The following is a 20410-nucleotide window of genomic DNA, read 5'->3' on the forward strand; positions in this document are numbered from 1 at the left end:
ATCAATGCGAGACCAATGAAAACACTCAACTGGCAATCACCACGAAAGGTTTTTCAGCAGTTTGCAGTGTTCGGTTAATTCTTGCAATCTACCATAAATAAATCATAATTTCTCCTTTGAAAACAAAAAACTTCAAAAATAGTTAGCTCCCCGACTAACAATTCTTGAAGTTTTCACTCAACCGATTGATATTTAACTTTATTCATTTTAACATCATTACTCTGTTTCAATCAAATTTTCGTGTTGGTCTGTTATGATATGGATATATAATTATAACTGGAGTGTATAAATGTCATGCTAAACGTGATTAAACGAACACTAATTGATAAAACGTTCCTCGTGACGCTCATTTTAGCCATCATTGCCTTATTAGTGGGTCATGTCAAAACAACAGATGTCAACTTTCAAACGGTTTATTCCCTGGCTGCCTTACTAATCACGGTATCAATTTACCAAGAATTAGGTATTTTAAAACATATTGCCCACTATATTGTTTCCAAATGCAGTTCTTCTCGTACAGTTTTCCTAGTACTCATGCTATGCGCCTTTATCGGGTCGATGCTATTAACCAATGACGTCGCAATTTTAACACTCGTTCCTATATTTTTTAACATCAAAAAATATATGCATTTACCAAGTATGACTACCATTAGTTTATTGACAATCTTTGCTAATCTCGGTAGCTCTGTCACGCCTTTTGGTAATCCACAAAATATTTATATGGTTACCTTTTACAAGCTCAGTGTTTCTCAATTTCTAAGTATGTCTCTCCTGATTGGCGCTATCGCTCTTAGTATATTATTCTTCAGCACGTTATTTATACGTTCTGAAAAAATAAATATTAGTTTTGACAATGATCAAACAATTGATCCAAAAAAATTGGTGATATTAATAATTCTAAGCATCATTGTCATACTAGGTGTTTTATCTATCATTCCCATAAATATTGCATTGCTAATCAGCATACTAGCATGTCTGTTTTTAAGCAAGGAATCATTTCTACATATTGATTACGCTGTTATACTGACATTCGTTAATTTTTTTATAGTCGTTGGTGCAATTAGCAGAGTTGCTTTTGTTCAAAATTTAATGACGATCAGCACTCAAAATCCAATCGCAACATTTATATCAGCAAGTATTACAAGCCAATTGATCAGCAATGTTCCGGCAGCGGTATTATTATCTCAATTTACTAATCATGTTTATGCCCTATTTTTAGGTGTCTCAGTCGGTGGTCTTGGCACATTAATCGCTTCATTAGCTAATCTACTTGCCTTAAGACAATATTCAGCATATTCTCGAAATCATACTAATTTTAAATTCTTTATCACTTTCACACTTCTAAATGTTTTATTTCTGATTATTTTTGTAGTCATTGGCGTATTATTAATATATGCGGCATAGATAATGTGAATTAACTGTAAATTCAAAAATAAAATACTGATAAAATGCCTACGTGCCAAGCGTTTCACGTTAAAAAGTCCAGAAAGAAGTTGACATATGACGACTATTGGTTATGTATATGCACTCGAAAACAAATCATTTCCTGGCTATATCAAAATCGGGCAAACAGCTCATTTAAGCCAAAGATTAAAGCAATTTAACGATACCGGCATTCCGGATAGCAAGCCCACTCTGTTGCTATTTGCACTCAAAATAACTAATTTCAAAAGAGCCGAAAGATTATTGCATATTGCGCTCGCAGATAAACGGGATAGCCTTTCAAAAGAATACTTTAAAGCGAGTTATAATCAGGTTAAAAGTGCTTTTGACTTACTCTTATTTAATGATCCCAATGCTGAGTTTGTTAAACCAAATGCCTACAATGCTAAAGTTACCGGAATCGATCAACCAAATGTCATAAGAAAAATAGGGCAACGTCCAAATCGTAATTTTCATTACCTATCGATTCCAATTGGTGCCAAGTTACAGTTTAAAGACGATCCTAAAATAGAAGTTACTGTACTCGACGGTAAAAATCAGGTTCTTTGCCGCTGTGGAAACCTACATACACTCTCACGCGCTGCTATTTGCTGTTACGATTATCGTCACAATCTCTCAGGAGAGCAGTCTGGGCGAGATAGAAATGGCTTTGCTTGGTTCTCTTACCATCACATCTTATTAAAAGATGTCAAGCCCGTAGTCAACGCTGAACTGTAAGCTATTGTGCGTTTACAATATAAATTTTTTACAACAAAAAGGCGCTACATCAAGGTTTTTGAAACCTGATGCAACGCCATGACATGCTGAGTGGAGAAGAAGGGATTCGAACCCTCGCACGCTTTAACACGTCTACACCCTTAGCAAGGGCGCCTCTTCAGCCGCTTGAGTACTTCTCCATAACAGATACTACTATACCAGATATACTGGATTGTAGCAAGCATCTTTATTAATTCATATCATTTTTTAGTACTTCTGCAAATGCGTCATGATAAATATCAAACTTTTTCTCACCAACACCAGAAATAGCTAAAAACTCTTCGGCCGTTTTAGGTCGTAAAATTGCCATATTCATTAAGGTTTTATCCGAGAAAATCAAAAACGGCGCAATGCCCGCTTCACGTGCCAACTCTAAACGCTTAGCTTTCAATGTAGCAAACAATCGATTGTCACTATCAGACAATTTAAGTCCCTTAGCTGCTGATGTGACTTTTTGTTGTGCAATCACGCGTCGATTTAGTCGCTTTTCCACAACGAGCTGACCTTTTAAAACACGTGCGCCCATTTCGGTGACTTTTAAGACAGGAAACTCACCACCCTCAATTCTTAGATAGCCATCAGCCGTTAAGTAGTCAATAAAACTGCTTAGGTCTTTAATCGTTCTGTCTTTCATCAAGCCATATGTGGGTAACTTCATCAAATAGTCATACTTCTTCACAGCGGCATCTTGTGAGCCTTTTAAAACTTTAGCAACCATCGCTTTTCCAAAGCTTTGGTTCATGCGTACAACATTGGCCAACACACGCTGAGAATCGATTGTGACATCAACCATTTCGCGTGAATCTAAACAATTAGAACACTGACCACAATCATGATCAATCATTTCCCCAAAATAACCTAATAAATATCTTGGTAAACACGTTTGTGTGTTAGCAAATGCATTCATTTCACGAATTTTGTTATATTCATTTTGCTTATGCGCTTCTGTCCCTTCTGATTTTTGGACAAAAAATTCTTGTAAATGAATATCTTGTGGTGCATATAATAATATCGCCTCAGATGGTAACCCGTCACGCCCAGCACGACCAATTTCTTGATAATAGGCTTCAATATTTCCCGGTACTGAGTAGTGAATAACAAAGCGTACGTTTGGCTTGTTAATACCCATGCCAAACGCATTGGTTGCAACAATCACTTGTACTTCATCAAACAAAAAAGCCTCTTGCATCGCTTGACGTTCACGCTCTGGTAAACCAGCATGGTAGTGCCCCGCCTTGATGCCTTTTTTATTTAAAAAATCGTACAATTCATCTACTTGCTTGCGCGTAGCAGCATAAATAATGCCACTGTGTTCTTTATTTTCACGTAAATAATCTTGTACATATTGCCTTTTATCAACGTTACGTGCAATTTTTAACGCCAAATTATCACGAGCAAAGCCTGTTAAAATCGTATTTTCATCCGGTACTTCTAACAATTGTTGTAGATTCTGACGAACACGATCTGTAGCGGTTGCTGTCAAACCCAAAACCGCTGGATGACCAGGAATTTCAGCCAATAACGGTAAAATATTAAGGTAACTTGGTCGAAAATCATGGCCCCATTGTGACATGACATGCGCCTCATCAATGGCTATTAATTCGATTGGTAGTTGCTGAATAAAACTAAAAAAACTTGGAATTTCTAGCCTTTCAGGTGATACATAAAGCATTTTATAAACACCTTGACGTAAGTCAGACATGCGTTGTGCTTGGACTTGACCACTCAACGTTGAATTTAAAAAGGTTGCTGCAATTCCCATCGCATCTAAGCCATCAACTTGATCCTTCATCAACGATATTAATGGCGAAATCACCAACGTGATGCCTTGAAACATCAATGCTGGTAATTGATATGTAATCGATTTCCCACCACCAGTGGGCATAATGGCTAATGCATGTTTATGCGCCAATACTTTTTCAATAATATCTAATTGTCCTGTACGAAAATCATCGTACCCAAATACTTCTTTTAAAATTTCACGCGGTTTTTGCATAATTCTATTATAAGCTATTGACCAATTGTTGTGTACTGAAAACAAATTGTAGCGTCAATTTTTAATTTTTTTCATCCCAAAATAAATCATTTAATGTCCAAGTTAATAGCGGGATTGTACTTTGCCATTAGTAGACTTTTTCCCACGACAAACGACATCATACATATAACTAAAAATATTATTCCAGCTGGTCTTAAAATGTGTAGTTGACTTCTCATTCTAGTTTGATACAATAAAAAGAGAAGTCAACTACACATTAAGAAGGTGATTGTTTTGGAAGTTGTTAATCATGTTCAATATTATCGTAAGCAAGCTGGACTAACACAAGAAAATCTAGCTCAGCTAGTAAACGTTTCTCGAAAAACGATTAATTCTCTGGAGCGCGGTAATTATACGCCATCATTGTTATTGGCTTTACAAATATCAAAGGTACTTCATCTAGAAATTAATGATATTTTCAGCATTGAGGAATAAAAAGGAATGTTAAGTCATGAAAAAAATAATTTTTGAACAAGTATCTAATATGATTCTTGCAATACTATTAGCTTGTGCAGCCGCATCAACGATTGCAGGTTCTAACATCAATACAGATTCATCTGATTATCTTGTCGATATTCATTTTGATAAATTATGGTTAGTTTTCATATTGGCTGCTTTTATTTTTACTGTTTTACGCTACGGGTACAGCAAATATCTCGGCAAACATGATGGCTATGACGCCAAAAACGCAGAATTTAGCTACCAAGACGAACGTGAAAAACTTATTTCACAACATGCGACCAAGATAACTTATCAATTCATGACTAATATTCTAGCTGCATCTATAATTGTTCTTGTGTTCTGCAACGCACTGACAAATTCTATTTTCGTACTTCGTCTCATACCAGTCATTTTAATCGCCATATGCCTAATTTTGATGTTTTTTGTTTACTTAGTTGCTTGGATTGTTTATGATCATAAGCTTTAAATATTGGAAATATTATTGCATTGAAAAGCGCTGTTCCTTAAAAAGAGACAACGCTTTTTTGCTATAACAGAGCATATCTATTTAAGTATCATCCTTTTAACAGCCCCACCCGCACCAACTAAACCAACAATCGTACTTAAAAAAACAACCAACAAAAATACAACAATTTGAACATGATCAAAACTAATCAATGACTTAGCATGCAGTCCGATCACGATTTGATTGTACGGATAAAAGTCACCTACCGTGCTATTAATAATTGAGATAATCAAACCAAAAATGATGATACCAAAGTTAACTAATAAACTAGCCGTGAAATTTTTAACTTTCAATGCAATCCAAAGCTGAATCGCAATCACACCCAAACTACCAAACCACCCTAGAATGGCCCAACTCACAAATTGACTCATGCTAACAGATCCTGGTAAATGTAATAAATAACCCATGATCACAAATATTAGGAAACCAACAACCTGATTAATTAAGCTTATAAAAGCAACATACAACCATTTTGCCATGACAAGATGTGTTACTTTCATTGGCGATACGATCATTCTAAATAAATTATTGTTATCTAATTCATTTTTAATATTATTTGCGACAATAATACCCAAAAACATAGGAATAAATATTTGAGAAGCAAATAAGTTACTCTCTCCCCACAATGCTAACCACTGCGTATGACTCTGAATAAAAACTTGTTTATTAGCAGTATATAAAAATGTTCCCAAAAGCAAACCTAGAAATGAACCAACCAGCAGAATCGCCATGCTCATAGATCTTTTATTCTTTAAATGTTCGGTATACATCAAACTCATTACATTTTGCACAATATCATACCTCCAATGTCTTATTTGTATACCATTCTGTGAAAAGAACTACGACTAAACCAACAAAAAACACGATAAACAAATTGATTAATATAGATGGATTGACTACAATTGTTTTTGCTTGCAGCATCAAAGGATTTAATAATGACACATACAACATAGGTATAAAACGCATCGTAGTTTGCGGCAACATACCAGAGGTCATCATTGCAATAAAACTGCCTGCTAGTCCTAATAATATACCCACCACTTGACGCTCAACGATAAATGATACCGACATTTGAAACGCTAGTGTACCGACTAAACCCGTTAACAAACAAACCATGGTTATGATAAAAAGGTGCCCTGTAAAAACAATATGCATATTTTGACTAACGTATTTTACTGTCATCACCTGTATTAGCCAGTACATCAGAACGATTAAGCTACCAAAGCATAATTTCGCTGTATATAGTTGTCGATGATTTTGGTTATTAACACGCAAAACACTTGGCATGTCATTATCAAAATCAATTGCCACAATACGCGATGCTAATATACTGATAAATAATGGCGCAAAGAAACCATTGACCGTCATTAACATTAATAACAAATAATTTTGATCCAAAATAAATGTTTTATGAGGTAAAGATTGTGTTCGAATCATGCTAACATAAAACCAAAACACCTCAACAATCATAATCAAAATCAGTCCAAGCCAAAATGGACGCCGTCTATTTTTAGCCACTTCAATAAAAATATTTTTTATCATTGCGCACCTTCCGTCATCGTTAGAAACATATCTTCTAATGAATTTTTGACAACATGCAACTCGTGGACACCAATATCATGCGTTACCAACAATTGATTTATTTGAATAATCGTCGCACGGTCAATATTGTTTAGTTCAAAACCATCTTCATTTTGTTTATTAATCAAGTATTGATGTTGTTCTAACAAACGAACCGCTGCGCTATTATTGTCCGTCTTAATCACTAATCGACTGGTTTTCTCCAGTTCTGCTAAACTACCTTCATATTTTATCTGCCCATTATTGATAATCGCAACCCGATTAGCTATTTTCTCAATTTCAGACAAAATATGACTAGAAATTAAAACTGTTGTCCCATATTTTTCAGGGAGTAATGCGATTAATTCTCGAATCTCTCTTACCCCTTTAGGGTCTAAACCATTTGTAGGTTCATCTAAAATAATTAATTTCGGGAATTTCAACAAGGCTAATGCTATACCTAGGCGCTGTTTCATACCCAGAGAATAATTTTTAACCAATTTCTTTTTGGGGACATTCTGCAAATCAACAATTGTTAAAACCTTTTCAATGTTATCCTGAGGGACATCTGCTAAACATTGTAAGATCTTCAAATTTTCAATCGCAGTCAAATTAGGATAAAACGATGGGGCTTCAATCAAAGAACCAATATCGGATAAATAGGCGTTTGTTTCTGCTATATTATATTGATCGAATAACTTGATGGTGCCACTATCAAGTTTAATTAACTTTAAAATAGCTTTCATCGTTGTAGACTTCCCAGCGCCATTTTTACCTAATAAACCATAAATATCGCCTTCGTGCACAGTCAAAGACACGTCTTTCAGTATACGATTACCTTGAAAACTTTTGGATAAATTGTTCACCTCTAATATATTATTAGTCATTGGTTTCTCCTATAATAGTTTTTGTAGCTAAATCAACACCACCTATTCTGATAGCATAAACTGTATTTGAGCTATTGTAAAAATGATCGAACAAGCGATATTGACGTCTGAACATCATATTTTCCGTGCTCAAATGCTGTATAGTTGTAATTAATAACAAAATACAAGGATTAAGGCCATATGTTGATATTTTTATTCGAATCAGTCCTTTTATTAGGAACGGCGATTAACTGTGGGTATACGATAACCCAACACCCAGAATCATTTACTTTAAAAAATTTAATTAGTTACTTCACCGTAAGCGCAATCACGATATTTTGTTTCAATCAAAATAACCCGCTCTTTTGGCTGTTAACGCCATTGTTCATAGTCTCGTTAACCCTGCTAATTATTTTGGATGCACGCCCTGCTATTTTAAATTTACTATTAGGTTTTATCGTAACCTCTGGTTTATACTTAATATTTGTCGTTTTTCTCACTAGTTTAAATGAACACCTGCTCAATAATCTGATAACATATATCATTTTTTTTACTGCTCTCAATGTCTGCGCGATAACATTAAGATGGCTACTGTCTAAGAGCACTGTCCAACATGATCAGGAACAATTTTGGCACCAAAATATGAATAAAGCGCTCATATTCATTATTGGCAGCTTAACGATTTTCTGTATTTTCAGTGGTGATCTCAAGAAGTTAATCACCGCTTGGCCACTGACAATCTTACAATCAGTCATCATACTCATTCTTGCCATCGTAATGATGAGTGTTGCTTTTCTTTTTTTGCAACACGAACGTCAAATCCAGTTATTAAAGGAAACAAGCGTTAAACAGCAAGCCCACGATCTACAATCATACTTGAACACACTGAAAGCTAGTCGACATGAATACAATGCTCATCTCAATACGATTCATCAATTGTTGAAGAGTAGTCAGATACGGCAATTAAATGACTACATGGACGACTTAATCAAGGACAACGATTACCTTTCAAATGTCGCTGGACTCAAGTTTCCAGAAATTAGCGCGTTGTTATATCGATATGAATTACTAGCTAAAAAAAAGCAAATAGCTTTCACCATCTACTTTGATAATAATTTATCTAAACTACCAATGTCACTATATGATTTAAATAAATTACTAGGTAACTTAATTACTAACGCATTTGAGGCCAGTGAAGCATATTCAGCCAAAAAGCCACAAGTAGAACTATCTTTTTCGCAATCTCAGCAACATGTTAATATTTTAATTAAAAATTCTGGAAAAATAAAACATGCGATCAAAACAAATATGGTAAAACCAGGTATTAGTTCGAAATCTAAAAACGCAGATCAACATGGGTTCGGTCTGTATATTATCACACAAATTGTTGATAAATATTTTGGCGAGTTAGTCATTACAGAAACAAGTAATAACTATGTTGAGATTGCTATTTCGATACCATTATCATAATTAAGGAGAGAACAATGCCACATAAAATAAATACAATCATTTTAGATGACGAACCCTCAGCAATTGAAAATTTAGAATCAATGTTAGCATTTTATGACTACATCAATGTCGTACAAACGTCGTCTTCATTCAACGATCTTTGGCATTACTTGCAATCACATGCTGATCAAGTAGATTTGTTATTTTTAGACATTCTACTCCATAATGAAAATGGTTTAGACATTGCAAAAATGATTAATGAAATCTACCCCAACATTAAAATTATATTCTCCACCTCTGAAGCCTCTTATGCGCTTGATGCCTATGAAACTTCGCCTATTGACTATATTACCAAACCAATCAACGCTGTCAGATTACAAAAAGCACTAACAAAAATACGACAGACAAATAGACATCATATTCTGAAAAATAACGATGTTAAAATTGGTATTAAAAATAAAAATATGATAGAAATGGTTAATATTGATAGTATCAAATTAATCAAGAAAGAATTACGTCACGTTAAATTACTTTTAACTGATGATTCAAAACTAACAACGACAGAGACAATCAATGCCTTGTTTCTTAAATTAAAACCTTATGGTTTTGTTATGGTGACACGTTCGATCATTATTCCTATCCATGATATTACTGCTATTGATTACAATCCATCAACACAACGTTACAGCATCCAACTGCGTTCACAATTACAATTACCACCTATTTCGCAAGCAAAAATCAAAGATATAAAGTCTGATTTAGCTGCTTTTGATTGGATTATTTAATACCGCTTACTTCGTGTAACATTGACTTGGGTCAAACAATTCTTTTGAAATAGCTTTAAAAACACCCAAAAAGCCAACTCTTTATTTCAAAAGAATTGGCTTTTTATTTGTTACTATAATTTAATGGGTTTTCACTCATGAGATTCATTTGAATCTTTTGTTGTCTTCTTAAAATGCAATTTTTCAGTCACATGAGATGACACTTTGGATGTGGCATCGATCGCATTGTGAATTTGTTCTTGTGTTTTATGTTTTCTATTTAACTTATTTATCTCAAGATCTTTAGCTAGTTTTTGACTCTGAGCCACTGTCTCTTCATCAATATAATAAACTTTTACGAATGTTTTAGGGTCAACAGAAGTATTACCTCTGGGTTGTATTTTAACAACACTGTTGGGTACACGATTAGCATATTTTATGTCTGCTACTACTTTAACCAATGAATGATTAAAACCATATTGTTTCATAGTAGCTGTCGCTTCATCTACATTAAGTAATTTAACATCTGGAATTTTAACATAATTTTTTCTTTTTTCCAACTGATCACTAACAACTTTTGTGCCTTGTTCTAACAAATCCGGGGCTAAAGCTCCGACAGTCATTTTCCCTATTGTACCAAATAGCTTTGCTTTACCCATTTTTGTATTCTCCTAAAATTATAATGACAATAGTTGCGTTGATTACATTATACATTATTATTCAAACTTACAATGGATCAGCATGAAATACCATATAGAACATTTTATCAAAACAGCAAATTTATTTACTGTCTTTTTGGAACATTTAATTTTAAATCATAATACTCATCACTGTACCTGAACTGTTCTGCATCATACTTTCATTTTGAATAGTTCACCAATAAATTAAAATCTGGCAATACTCGTTCAAATAACGAGGTTGTCGCGTAAAAAACATACTTTCCTTGCTTTTCACTTGCCACCAATCCTGCCTCTTTCAAAAGTCTGAGCTGCTTAGAAACATTAGATTGGGTATACGATAGTAGTTGCGCAAGTCCTTGGGTCGTGTTTTTTTCCTCATGCAGGTGAGACACAAGTTCGATTCTTGCAGGGTCACTTAACGCAAAAAAAGCTTTGCTCAGTTGGTCAATATCTAATCTTTTATGCCGATTACTGAGACAATCATAGGTAATAAAAATACCCTTAGAAAACGTTTCCGCAAATAAATGTGGATAGATAAAATAACTTGGTACAAACAGTAAAGCATCGGCGTTTTTTAACTGAATAGTAGCATCAAAAGGCTTTAAAATTATCAGTTTATTGTCCTTAAATTGCATACGTTCAATTTGAAGTTGATTCAAAAAACCTTTAAATCCTACATGATGCATGATTTGACTAGCACTTTCAATTTCTTCTAAAAGTATGTGTTCAATATTTTTTTCATACCAATAATCATCAAAAATTAGCGTTCTATATTGACTTATAAAATTGAAAAAACGTTTATACACAATTTCTGAATCCTTTAAAATATCTGAAATAATATTTTCATTATGACTCAGCTTAAAATCTCCCCATTCTAAGCCTTTAGCTAATTCTGGAATGAAACTATTCTCTCTATTCTTAGTCAACACAGTCAAAAGGTTAACCATTTCATCATCTGTCACTGCATTGAGTTTATCCCTTAATAGTACAATTTCGTTATCTAAGTTAGTGACAAATGTTTCACTGCTCGGTAAAAACAAAGTTGGCGTTCCTAATTCATAGATTAAACGAAAATAGTGTAAATCATTATATAATTCTGATGTCATTTTATGTTGCGTCTCCACAATCCATTTCATATGAAGACCGTGATGCCTAGGATTAAGTAGAATGTGAAGAGAACGAAAAAGTTCGTTGAGCGGAGAAAAAACAAACTGAACTCTTTGCGTCAGCGTTTCTTCTGTCTGGGTAGAAAAATTTTCAAAATTTATTTCAATGGCCATGTAAACACCTTCTTTGATTGAATGATATGGAAATCGTTACTTATATTGTAGCATTACTTTGTGAAAAAGCGCATGATGAAATCAGTAAAAATAAATTTTGGAGGCTGATTTTATGATTCTAGGTATCAAAAATTGCTATAAACAGGTGCAAATTGTATGAAGATAAATAATAAATCAAAAATTGAGAATCTCATCATTATGGTTGCTTGTATTGGTATGTTTCTTTCAACTCTTGATACCGGCATCATGAATATTGCGCTACCATTTCTCACACATCACTTTGAGACGACAAATTCTATCGCAACCATCAGCATTTCAGGCTACACAATGACGCTTGCAGCTGTCATCATGTTTTTTGGTGTACTGAGTGATAAAATTGGGAAACTTAAAGTGTCTCTGTACGGTTTTATTATTTTTGGATTAAGTTCCTTGTTGGCAGGATTTTCAGTAAATATTGACATGTTGATCATTTTTAGGATTTTTCAAGGAATCGGAGCAGCAGGACTACAAGCTACCTCTATTGCTCTGATTACAACTTTTGTAAATAAAGAACGGCTACATACAGCGATTGGTATATTAGGTATCGCAATAGGACTTGGCCCAGTCCTAGGACCAACAATAGGTGGACTTTTTTTGTCTCTTGGCGATTGGCGCTGGATATTTTGGATGAATGTTCCGATTGTTTTGATTTCTTTGTTAACAAATATTTTTTTAGTTAAAAATGTAGAAGAGAATCTAATAGCACAACACAAAATTGATCGTATTGGTGTGATGTTAAGTGCAATAGTTATTATTTGTTTACTTTCTGGTTTATCCTTTGTGCAAAGCAATGGCACTTTAGCTGGATTACTCATACTCACGGCTATTTTTCTCACGTGGATTCTATTTAAAATAGAAAACCATCAAACAAATCCATTATTTAGCCTGAAATTATACAAAAAGAGTCAACACTTAGGGCTGTTTCTACTCGAAACAATGTCTTTCGGCTTTGCATCAGCACTAATTTTTCTTTTTCCACCTTTTCTACTCGAAAAACATTTGGGAGTAAGTGCAGGTTTAGCTGGCCTTTTTGTACTTGGAACACCTGTTGGACTCGTTATTTTCTCGAGAATTAGTAGTAAGTTGAACAAAGAAAATAAAAGTAGAAAATTTGTTAGTATTGGTTTTATTATGATGACACTTTCATTTATTTTATTGTTTGCATGTCATACTCTGCTGACACCAGTCCTAGTAACAATCTTCCTTTTCATTTACGGTATTGGTGGTGGCCTTTTTCAACCCGCAAATATTGGACTCATTTCCAGTTCTGTGCCAACCACAATTCAAGGAGAAATAGGGTCACTTCAAAGAATGGTACAAAACATTGGTATTTCTACTGGTGTTACCATTGGTGGTGTAATCTTATCATTACATAATTCTTTATTGCAAAATATAAATATCGGATGGCTTTTAGGTGCAATAGTTCTTGTCGTAATAATTATAATTGATTGTTTTTCTAGCGATCATAATTGATCTACACTCCGAAATACGAGACGAAATAGAAACACTTTGCCCTTTATTTTCGCGCGGTTTAATTAAAATAAAAATTGATTCAGCCTTAATAGCTGAGTCAATTTTTGTTTATAATTTACTGTTCTTTTTGCTTCAACCCAACACCCGTCATAGCTGACAACACTGACATGACTGGTGACAATAGGGCAAATAATGTAAATGGTGCAAATTCAATCACTGGCACGCCTAATGTTTGTGCAGCAAAGCCACCTGCCACACCCCATGGTACCAAATAATTCATGACTGTTCCTGAATCTTCAATTGTTCGACCGAGCGCTAGTGCTGATAACTTAACTTTTTTAAAGCTTTCTTTAAACAATTGCCCTGGTAAAATTGTTGCTAAATATTGTTCGCCAACTAGGAAGTTAGCGCCAATTCCGGTCAATAATGTTGCCAATATAATTGAACGTTGTGTCTGTAAATGGCCAACAATGGGTGCCATGACACGATTTAAAATACCCAATCCGCTCAACAACCCACCCAAAGCAAGTGCCAGCATAATCATCATAATCGTTTCCATCATGGCAGACATCCCCCCACGATTAAGTAACGACATCAACGTTGCATTAGTACTTGTTGTATGAAAACCGTTCACTAATAAGTCAGCCCAAGCCTTCAAGTTATGCTGTGTTAAAAACATGACACTTGATACTAGAACGTTGATCATCAGAGCAGGAATAGCAGGCAATTTAAACCATGCCGTTGCAACCAACAACACAAGTGGTACAATTGCCCACCATGTCGGTTGTAGCAAAGGTAGCAACGCCGTAATCTTACGCGTAGCATCTGCGTTAGTTTGATGACCTAAACTCATGACAATCGTCACAATAAATGTTAAACTCCAAGCTGGCACAGTCGTCCACATCAGATTTTTGATATGTGCAAATAAATCAGTTTCGGAAATAGCGCTGGCTAAATTCGTTGAATCTGATAATGGCGAATTCTTATCACCAAAAATTGCCCCTGACAAAACAATACCGGCAACTAAAGCTGGATTAATGCCCATTAATGTTCCAACGCCCATTAGTGCGACCCCAACTGTCGATAAGGTCGTAAATGCACTACCGATAAATGTGCCAATAATTGATGTTGTAATGAAAGCCGTTGGCAAGAAAAAAGCCGGTGTTAAGACTTTAAAGCCAACCCAAATCATTGTTGGAATCACACCAATGGCTAACCATAAGGCAATGAGTGCACCAATTAATAAGAATAAAAATAATGGCGTCAATCCTGATTCAACACCTTTAATAAGCGCTGTTTGGCTATCTTTCCAAGAAATGCCCCTAAAGCGCGCAACGACCATAATCATACCAATGACAAGCAAGATCGGCGCAATGGGTGCCAGCCCAAAACCAATGACACCGATTGCCAAAATTATAACTGTCGCGACAACTAGTGCCACTGAAGTTCCTGTGTTTAACTTATTATCCATACCACTTCTCCTGTCAATTTCTATATTGTGACAATAAAAAAGTCCCCGCTGTCACATTGACAGAAGGGACGAATTGACATTTAAAAATCCGTGGTACCACCCAGCTTACGCGCTAAAAAGCGCATCACTTTAGCATTTGATAACATGGTGCTGCCATGCTTAAATCGATAGCTGTATTTCGAATATCAACACCTGTGCAGTTTTCACCAACCACTGCTTCTCTTAACGCCGAATGCCTATTCTACTAAATAATTGCTAATTTCAAGTAACATTAGTTTACTATGAGACTGAATTCTTGTCAACACGATTTATCATTGTTAATGACAAAACACCAGTAATGAGTATCATGACAATAAACACTGAAAAAAATAATGTTTTCATCCAACCATGGTCCATCATAATACCAGAATAAATAGGCCCGATCACGCGTCCTGAACTGATCATCATTGAGACAAAGCCTTGCGCCTGTCCCGCAACTGCCTTGGGGGTGATTTGGGCAACCCATGCCGGTACTTGTGGACTTTGCAACATTTCACCAATCGTTAATAGTTCAAAAACAAGCACAATTTGCCAAAATTCATTAACAAAAATCAAAAAGAAAAAACTCAACGCAAAAATAACGCTGCCTAAAATAACAGACACATGATACGGATGTTTATTGGCCCAATTCGAAACAAATTTTTGCAACACTATAATGGTTATCCCATTAATCATCCATAAATCAGCATAATTGCGCGTTGGCATCCCCAAGGTCTTCATATGCGGTGCCATGACTGTCTCCCAAAGCATATAAGATAAATATGTGATAAATAACAACGCCCCGATAGCTATTAGAATGGGTGTTAATCGGAATTGTTGTTGTGGCCTGCGCGACACATCAGCACTCTGAATGCGTTGGTTATCCGGTGGCAACGTGTTGTCAACAGTATCAATCGGTACATTAAACTTTGTCACAATAATCGTCAGTAATCCTAAATAGATGACAGTCGAAACGATCATCAATAAACTGAAACCATAATCAAATAAATAACCAACAGCCAGTGTCCCTAACACCACCCCAATATTTAAGAAAATGTACATATTATTAAATATGACACGTGTCTTTTGCCCAGGCAGTGTGGTCGCAAAGGAATTAACCAGTGTCTGCTCAACACCCATACCAAAATTTGCTAACCATACCAAGCCAGCAAAAACTGGCCAATCGTTCCAAAATACCAAGCTAGTAACCGCTGTTAAAATAATAATACCTGTTAATACCATTGCTTGGTAAGGTTGCCAATGATCAAACAATTTGCCACCAATATAGGAGCCAAACATACTTAACGCTGCACCAATCATCAAGACAATACCAGCTGTTGTAAAACTTTGGTGTAAAACCCCAGTCATATACAGTGTCATAACAGGCCAAATCATGGAGTTCCCAGTACTAGACAATAGCGTACCTAAAAGTAACCATTTTTCGCTCAATGGCTGTGGTTTATTTATTAAATCACTGTGCATAACTCCTCCAACATACACGACTATTATCGCATGGTTTATACTAAAAAATACAGTCATCCATGTGATGACATCAAAAAAAGAGTTTATCGTTTAATCATTTTTTTAGATTGCCCCACAACGGCTTTTAACAAACGATAAACGGGTCTTCCGAAGACCGCAGAATTCAAAACATACTGATGACGCACCTTCGTTGTTTTTAATCCACCAGCTTTTAATAATTCAGCGACTTCAGACGGTTTTAGTGCCTCATCGATTTGGTAACGCCAATTGTTTGTTTTAAGATCTATATGAATGACATAGTAATTTTTAGATGATGCTTTGATTGGTGCATGGGCAATAAGTGACTGACCAGCATACTGCCCAACATCTAATTGTCGTAATATTTTTTGTTGTTTGGGGGTGAAATTATTTATTAACATGTTTTTTCCTTATTAAACGATTAATATGTTTGTGAAAACGCATACTTTCAACTTAATTTTGCGTTATAATAATAGTGAATTCAATTTTAATATTAAGGGGAACATTATGGTTTCAGAAATCAAAACGTTGGTAACATTTTTCGGCGGTACTGGTGATTTAGCAAAACGTAAGCTTTACCCATCAGTTTTCAACCTTTACAAAAAGGGATACCTACAAGAACACTTTGCCATTGTCGGCACAGCACGTCAAGAGCTCACTGATGACGAGTTTAAGCAATTGGTTCGCGACTCAATCGCTGACTTCACAGAGGACCAAGAACAAGCTGAAACATTCATCTCACATTTTTCATATCGTGCACATGATGTCACAGATGCCGCTTCATATGGTATTTTGAAAGAAGCCATCGAAGAAGCTGCCACAAAGTTTGACATTGACGGCAACCGTATCTTCTATATGTCAGTTGCACCACGCTTCTTTGGTACAATTGCAAAGTATCTCAAGTCTGAAAACTTACTGGCTGATACTGGTTACAACCGTTTAATGATTGAAAAGCCCTTTGGTACATCATACACGACCGCTGAAGAATTGCAAAATGATTTAGAAAACGCATTTAAAGATGATCAATTATTCCGTATTGATCACTATCTTGGCAAAGAAATGGTTCAAAACATCGCCGCTTTGCGTTTCGGGAACCCAATCTTTGACGCCGCTTGGAACAAAGATTACATTAAAAACGTACAAGTGACATTGTCAGAAGTATTAGGCGTTGAAGAGCGTGCCGGTTATTACGATACAGCTGGCGCATTGCTTGATATGATTCAAAACCATACGATGCAAATTGTTGGTTGGTTAGCCATGGAAAAGCCAGAATCATTTAACGATAAAGACATCCGTGCTGCTAAAAACGCTGCTTTCAATGCATTAAAAATTTATGATGAAGCAGAAGTCAACAAGTACTTCGTTCGCGCACAATACGGTGCCGGCGACTCAGCTGACTTCAAGCCATACCTTGAAGAATTGGATGTCCCTGCTGATTCAAAGAATAATACCTTTATTGCTGGTGAATTACAGTTTGATTTGCCACGTTGGGAAGGTGTCCCATTCTATGTCCGTTCAGGTAAGCGTTTAGCTGCTAAGCAAACACGTGTCGATATTGTTTTCAAAGCTGGTACATTTGACTTTGGTACAACACAAGAAGCGCAAGAGTCTGTTTTGTCAATTTTGATCGATCCTAAGGGCGGTATAGAATTCAAGATTAACTCAAAGTCTGTTGAAGATGCTTTCAATACACGCACAATTGATCTTGGTTGGACCATTTCTGATGAAGATAAGCAAAACACACCAGAACCATACGAACGTATGATTCATGACACAATGAATGGCGATGGCTCAAACTTCGCCGACTGGAACGGTGTTGCAATTGCTTGGAAGTTTGTGGATGCGATTTCAGCAGTTTATACTGCTGACAAGGCACCACTTGAAACTTACAAGTCAGGTTCAATGGGGCCTGAAGCATCTGACAAGTTATTAGCCGGTAACGGTGACGCTTGGGTGTTTAAAGGTTAAAATTAATATGTAACTAAAAGCGCTTAGAGAATTTAAATTCTCTAAGCGCTTTTTATGCAACGAACGTGTGATAAAAATTGTTTACCTGGGAGGATATCTAATATATCAAACACTCCGTTGCACGATCATTCTTTTATTGCTAATTATTTACGTGGATTACCTGATGTAACAGGCTTACTTTGTGACACACCTAACTGTGCGTATAAGTCATTTTGTTGCTGTTCAAAATCAGTAGTCCATCCAGTAACACGGCCATTAACCAATTGTACTCTAATATTAGTAAATGTCGGAATCGTATACGCTTGCTCATCAACAACCAACTTTTGGAATTGTTTGATGTTCTTAACCAAGGATGCTTCCGATGATGCATTTTGTGTATCAGATAAGTTCTTAGTTAAATCAGTTGAAACAACGTGACCAAAATTATATGGCGCCGACTTGCTCCATAGCTGATCAAATGTTGGAATAGTGCCTTCTGACCAGCCACCATCAGTGATGTCCCAGTTATTATTGTTCCCATCTAGCACAATTGATTGCCAAGTAGAAGGATCTACCAATTTGTCTTGGTACAATTTAACTTCAATTCCTGACTTTTTCCATGCCTCAATGTAAGCTTTAGCTTCAGCTTCAGAAGTTGTATTACCCGAACGTGCTAAGTAAACCAAACTTAATCGTTTGCCATCTTTAGCATAATAGCCAGCTGAATCTTTTTTATATCCAGATTTTTCAAGTAGACTACCAGCTTTTTTGATATCCCCAGATGCTTTTTTCTGATAACCAACAACGCTTTTATCATAAAACATTTTTTTAGATTGATTTTTTGAAACAAGAGTATCAACAGTTACGCGCAGACCATTACCATATTTTTTAACAACATCACCAACGTTTTGTGCATACCCGACAGCTTTGCGGACATTGACATCTTGCAGTGGTGTCTGACGGTCCTGTATATTTTCACTAGTCTTTGAATTAAGATGTCCTAAATTAAAGTAGAGTTCCCAGTAGCCACTCTTATAATATCCTGTTGCTGCATAGCCTTTAGCATTATCGTATTTTGATAAGACAGGCCTATTGCTCCCGTCCTTCCAAAGAGTAGATGGTGCCTCTGTTACAATATCAAATTTCTGCTTTGATAAATCGTTTTCGAGTTTTGTTTGATCTTGATTAACATAATAAGTTATTGTACTAAGTTTAGGAGTCTTACCCCAATAATCTGAATTTTTCACGTACCTAACTGTTGAATCTGACGATACTGACGCGACTTTGAAGGGTCCAAAAGATAATGGCGTCTTTGTTACCTTTTCAGAAGTGGCTAAATCTTTTGATTTCACATTTTTTAAATCATGGTATGGCAGTGCATAGGCCGGAACACCATCCCCCCAATCAACGGCAGCTGGTAATTTCTTATATGATACCGTTAACTTCTTGCCGTCCTGACCATCATTCAACTTTATACCAGAAATATCTTTTACCTTACCCTCTTGATACTCGCTTAACCCTTTGATTTCTGTATAAGATTGTGTAAAGTTACCAGACGCGACTTTATTTGTTGCAAGTGTCTGCAGTGAAAACAAAACGTCTTGTGCTGTAACATTTTTACCATCCGACCATTTTAAATCATTACGAAGTGTAATTGTTACCGTTTTCGCAGTTTTATCAACCGTCATTTTAGCCGGACCATTGTTGGTTGCTTTACCGTTTTCATCCGTGAAAAAAAGTGTATTTTTTCCTGCAGGATCAAGTTGTTCTTGTGCAGCTGACCACTGTGCGAATTCCGTATAACCAGCAAAAGAGACCGGATCAGATGCATTTCCAGGATAGCTAACACTCAAACTGCCGTTTTTAGTGGCTGATTTTGAGTTTTTATAGTCTCCTTTAAAAGCACCAACATCAACTGCTTTACTCGTTGATGTATTATTTGATGTCGTAGCTAACAACGCCCAGGCAGCACCCGCAACGACTACTAAGCCGCCTACGCCATAACCTATTTTCTTTCCCGTACTCACCATATAAAAATTCTCCTCAATTATAATAAAACCAATAATACAATAAATCTAATTATCAAAAACAAACTATCATAAATATATCATTATATTTTCATTTGTCAACATATAATTTTAATCTATATTTAATTTTTAAAT

At 35.7% G+C, this 20410-nt stretch carries 18 protein-coding genes and 1 tRNA gene; 8 read left to right on the plus strand and 11 right to left on the minus strand.

The features are described 5' to 3' along the window. The first annotated feature begins 294 nt into the window (after positions 1-294). Together JOD28_RS08855 and JOD28_RS08860 are read left to right on the plus strand one after the other, a co-directional pair. Positions 295-1404, plus strand: coding sequence for an SLC13 family permease (locus tag JOD28_RS08855; protein WP_204770455.1), 1110 nt, complete (start codon positions 295-297; stop codon positions 1402-1404). 96 nt (positions 1405-1500) lie between these two features. Continuing rightward, on the plus strand, positions 1501-2160 hold the full coding sequence (locus tag JOD28_RS08860; RefSeq protein ID WP_204770456.1) for a GIY-YIG nuclease family protein: 660 nt from the start codon (positions 1501-1503) through the stop codon (positions 2158-2160). Positions 2161-2251: 91 nt separating this feature from the next. Here the strand turns inward: JOD28_RS08860 and JOD28_RS08865 are convergent. Beyond that, positions 2252-2339 (minus strand) — tRNA-Ser (locus tag JOD28_RS08865). A gap of 50 nt (positions 2340-2389) precedes the next feature. Further along, positions 2390-4195, minus strand: coding sequence for a DNA helicase RecQ (gene recQ, locus JOD28_RS08870; protein WP_204770457.1), 1806 nt, complete (start codon positions 4193-4195; stop codon positions 2390-2392). Between the two features lie 264 nt (positions 4196-4459). On the opposite strand from recQ, the gene JOD28_RS08875 reads away from it, so the two are divergent. Both JOD28_RS08875 and JOD28_RS08880 read left to right on the plus strand, forming a co-directional pair. Beyond that, on the plus strand, positions 4460-4669 hold the full coding sequence (locus JOD28_RS08875) for a helix-turn-helix transcriptional regulator (protein WP_373306177.1): 210 nt from the start codon (positions 4460-4462) through the stop codon (positions 4667-4669). A gap of 16 nt (positions 4670-4685) precedes the next feature. Then, entirely contained in the window at positions 4686-5162 is a 477-nt protein-coding gene (locus tag JOD28_RS08880) for a DUF2178 domain-containing protein (RefSeq protein WP_204770459.1), read from the plus strand. A 77-nt stretch (positions 5163-5239) separates the two neighbouring features. Here JOD28_RS08880 and JOD28_RS08885 read toward each other — a convergent pair whose 3' ends face one another. Genes JOD28_RS08885 through JOD28_RS08895 form a run of 3 tightly spaced genes read right to left on the minus strand, consistent with a single transcriptional unit; the run spans position 5240 to position 7648 of the window. Then, complete coding sequence (locus JOD28_RS08885) at positions 5240-5992, minus strand: ABC transporter permease (RefSeq protein WP_204770460.1); 753 nt, start codon at positions 5990-5992, stop codon at positions 5240-5242. 4 nt (positions 5993-5996) lie between these two features. Then, positions 5997-6743, minus strand: a complete 747-nt coding sequence (locus JOD28_RS08890) for an ABC transporter permease (protein ID WP_204770461.1) — start codon at positions 6741-6743, stop codon at positions 5997-5999. Beyond that, positions 6740-7648, minus strand: a complete 909-nt coding sequence (locus JOD28_RS08895; RefSeq protein ID WP_204770462.1) for an ABC transporter ATP-binding protein — start codon at positions 7646-7648, stop codon at positions 6740-6742. The genes JOD28_RS08890 and JOD28_RS08895 overlap by 4 nt, the downstream gene beginning before the upstream one ends. A 621-nt stretch (positions 7649-8269) precedes the next feature. Here JOD28_RS08895 and JOD28_RS08900 point away from each other — a divergent pair. Continuing rightward, the gene (locus JOD28_RS08900; protein WP_204770463.1) at positions 8270-9097 is read left to right on the plus strand and encodes a sensor histidine kinase; all 828 of its coding nucleotides are present in this window, start codon (positions 8270-8272) and stop codon (positions 9095-9097) included. Between the two features lie 14 nt (positions 9098-9111). Next, complete coding sequence (locus JOD28_RS08905; protein ID WP_204770464.1) at positions 9112-9861, plus strand: LytR/AlgR family response regulator transcription factor; 750 nt, start codon at positions 9112-9114, stop codon at positions 9859-9861. A gap of 131 nt (positions 9862-9992) precedes the next feature. On the opposite strand, the gene JOD28_RS08910 is transcribed toward JOD28_RS08905, so the two are convergent. After that, on the minus strand, positions 9993-10499 hold the full coding sequence (locus tag JOD28_RS08910; protein WP_204770465.1) for a PASTA domain-containing protein: 507 nt from the start codon (positions 10497-10499) through the stop codon (positions 9993-9995). Positions 10500-10699: 200 nt separating this feature from the next. Then, entirely contained in the window at positions 10700-11800 is a 1101-nt protein-coding gene (locus JOD28_RS08915) for an ArsR/SmtB family transcription factor (protein ID WP_204770466.1), read from the minus strand. Positions 11801-11956: 156 nt separating this feature from the next. Here JOD28_RS08915 and JOD28_RS08920 point away from each other — a divergent pair, with 156 nt between their 5' ends. After that, positions 11957-13312 carry an MFS transporter gene (locus tag JOD28_RS08920; RefSeq protein ID WP_204770467.1) on the plus strand — a complete coding sequence of 452 codons (1356 nt, stop codon included), beginning with the start codon at positions 11957-11959 and terminating at the stop codon, positions 13310-13312. 115 nt (positions 13313-13427) lie between these two features. Here JOD28_RS08920 and JOD28_RS08925 read toward each other — a convergent pair whose 3' ends face one another. The 3 genes from JOD28_RS08925 to JOD28_RS08935 all read right to left on the minus strand — a co-directional run bounded on the left by JOD28_RS08925 (position 13428) and on the right by JOD28_RS08935 (position 16702). Next, positions 13428-14783 carry a Na+/H+ antiporter NhaC family protein gene (locus tag JOD28_RS08925; RefSeq protein WP_204770468.1) on the minus strand — a complete coding sequence of 452 codons (1356 nt, stop codon included), beginning with the start codon at positions 14781-14783 and terminating at the stop codon, positions 13428-13430. Positions 14784-15062: 279 nt separating this feature from the next. Beyond that, positions 15063-16283: an MFS transporter gene (locus JOD28_RS08930; protein WP_204770469.1), complete on the minus strand. Its 1221-nt coding sequence runs from the start codon at positions 16281-16283 to the stop codon at positions 15063-15065. 83 nt (positions 16284-16366) lie between these two features. Beyond that, the gene (locus JOD28_RS08935; RefSeq protein ID WP_204770470.1) at positions 16367-16702 is read right to left on the minus strand and encodes a hypothetical protein; all 336 of its coding nucleotides are present in this window, start codon (positions 16700-16702) and stop codon (positions 16367-16369) included. 106 nt (positions 16703-16808) lie between these two features. Between JOD28_RS08935 and zwf the strand changes: the two genes are divergently transcribed. Continuing rightward, positions 16809-18269, plus strand: a complete 1461-nt coding sequence (gene zwf, locus JOD28_RS08940) for a glucose-6-phosphate dehydrogenase (RefSeq protein ID WP_204770471.1) — start codon at positions 16809-16811, stop codon at positions 18267-18269. Between the two features lie 143 nt (positions 18270-18412). Here zwf and JOD28_RS08945 read toward each other — a convergent pair whose 3' ends face one another. Further along, entirely contained in the window at positions 18413-20278 is a 1866-nt protein-coding gene (locus JOD28_RS08945) for an ABC transporter substrate-binding protein (RefSeq protein WP_204770472.1), read from the minus strand. Positions 20279-20410: the final 132 nt, after the last annotated feature.

The sequence above is a fragment of the Leuconostoc rapi genome (assembly GCF_016908715.1).
GTDB lineage: Bacteria > Bacillota > Bacilli > Lactobacillales > Lactobacillaceae > Leuconostoc > Leuconostoc rapi.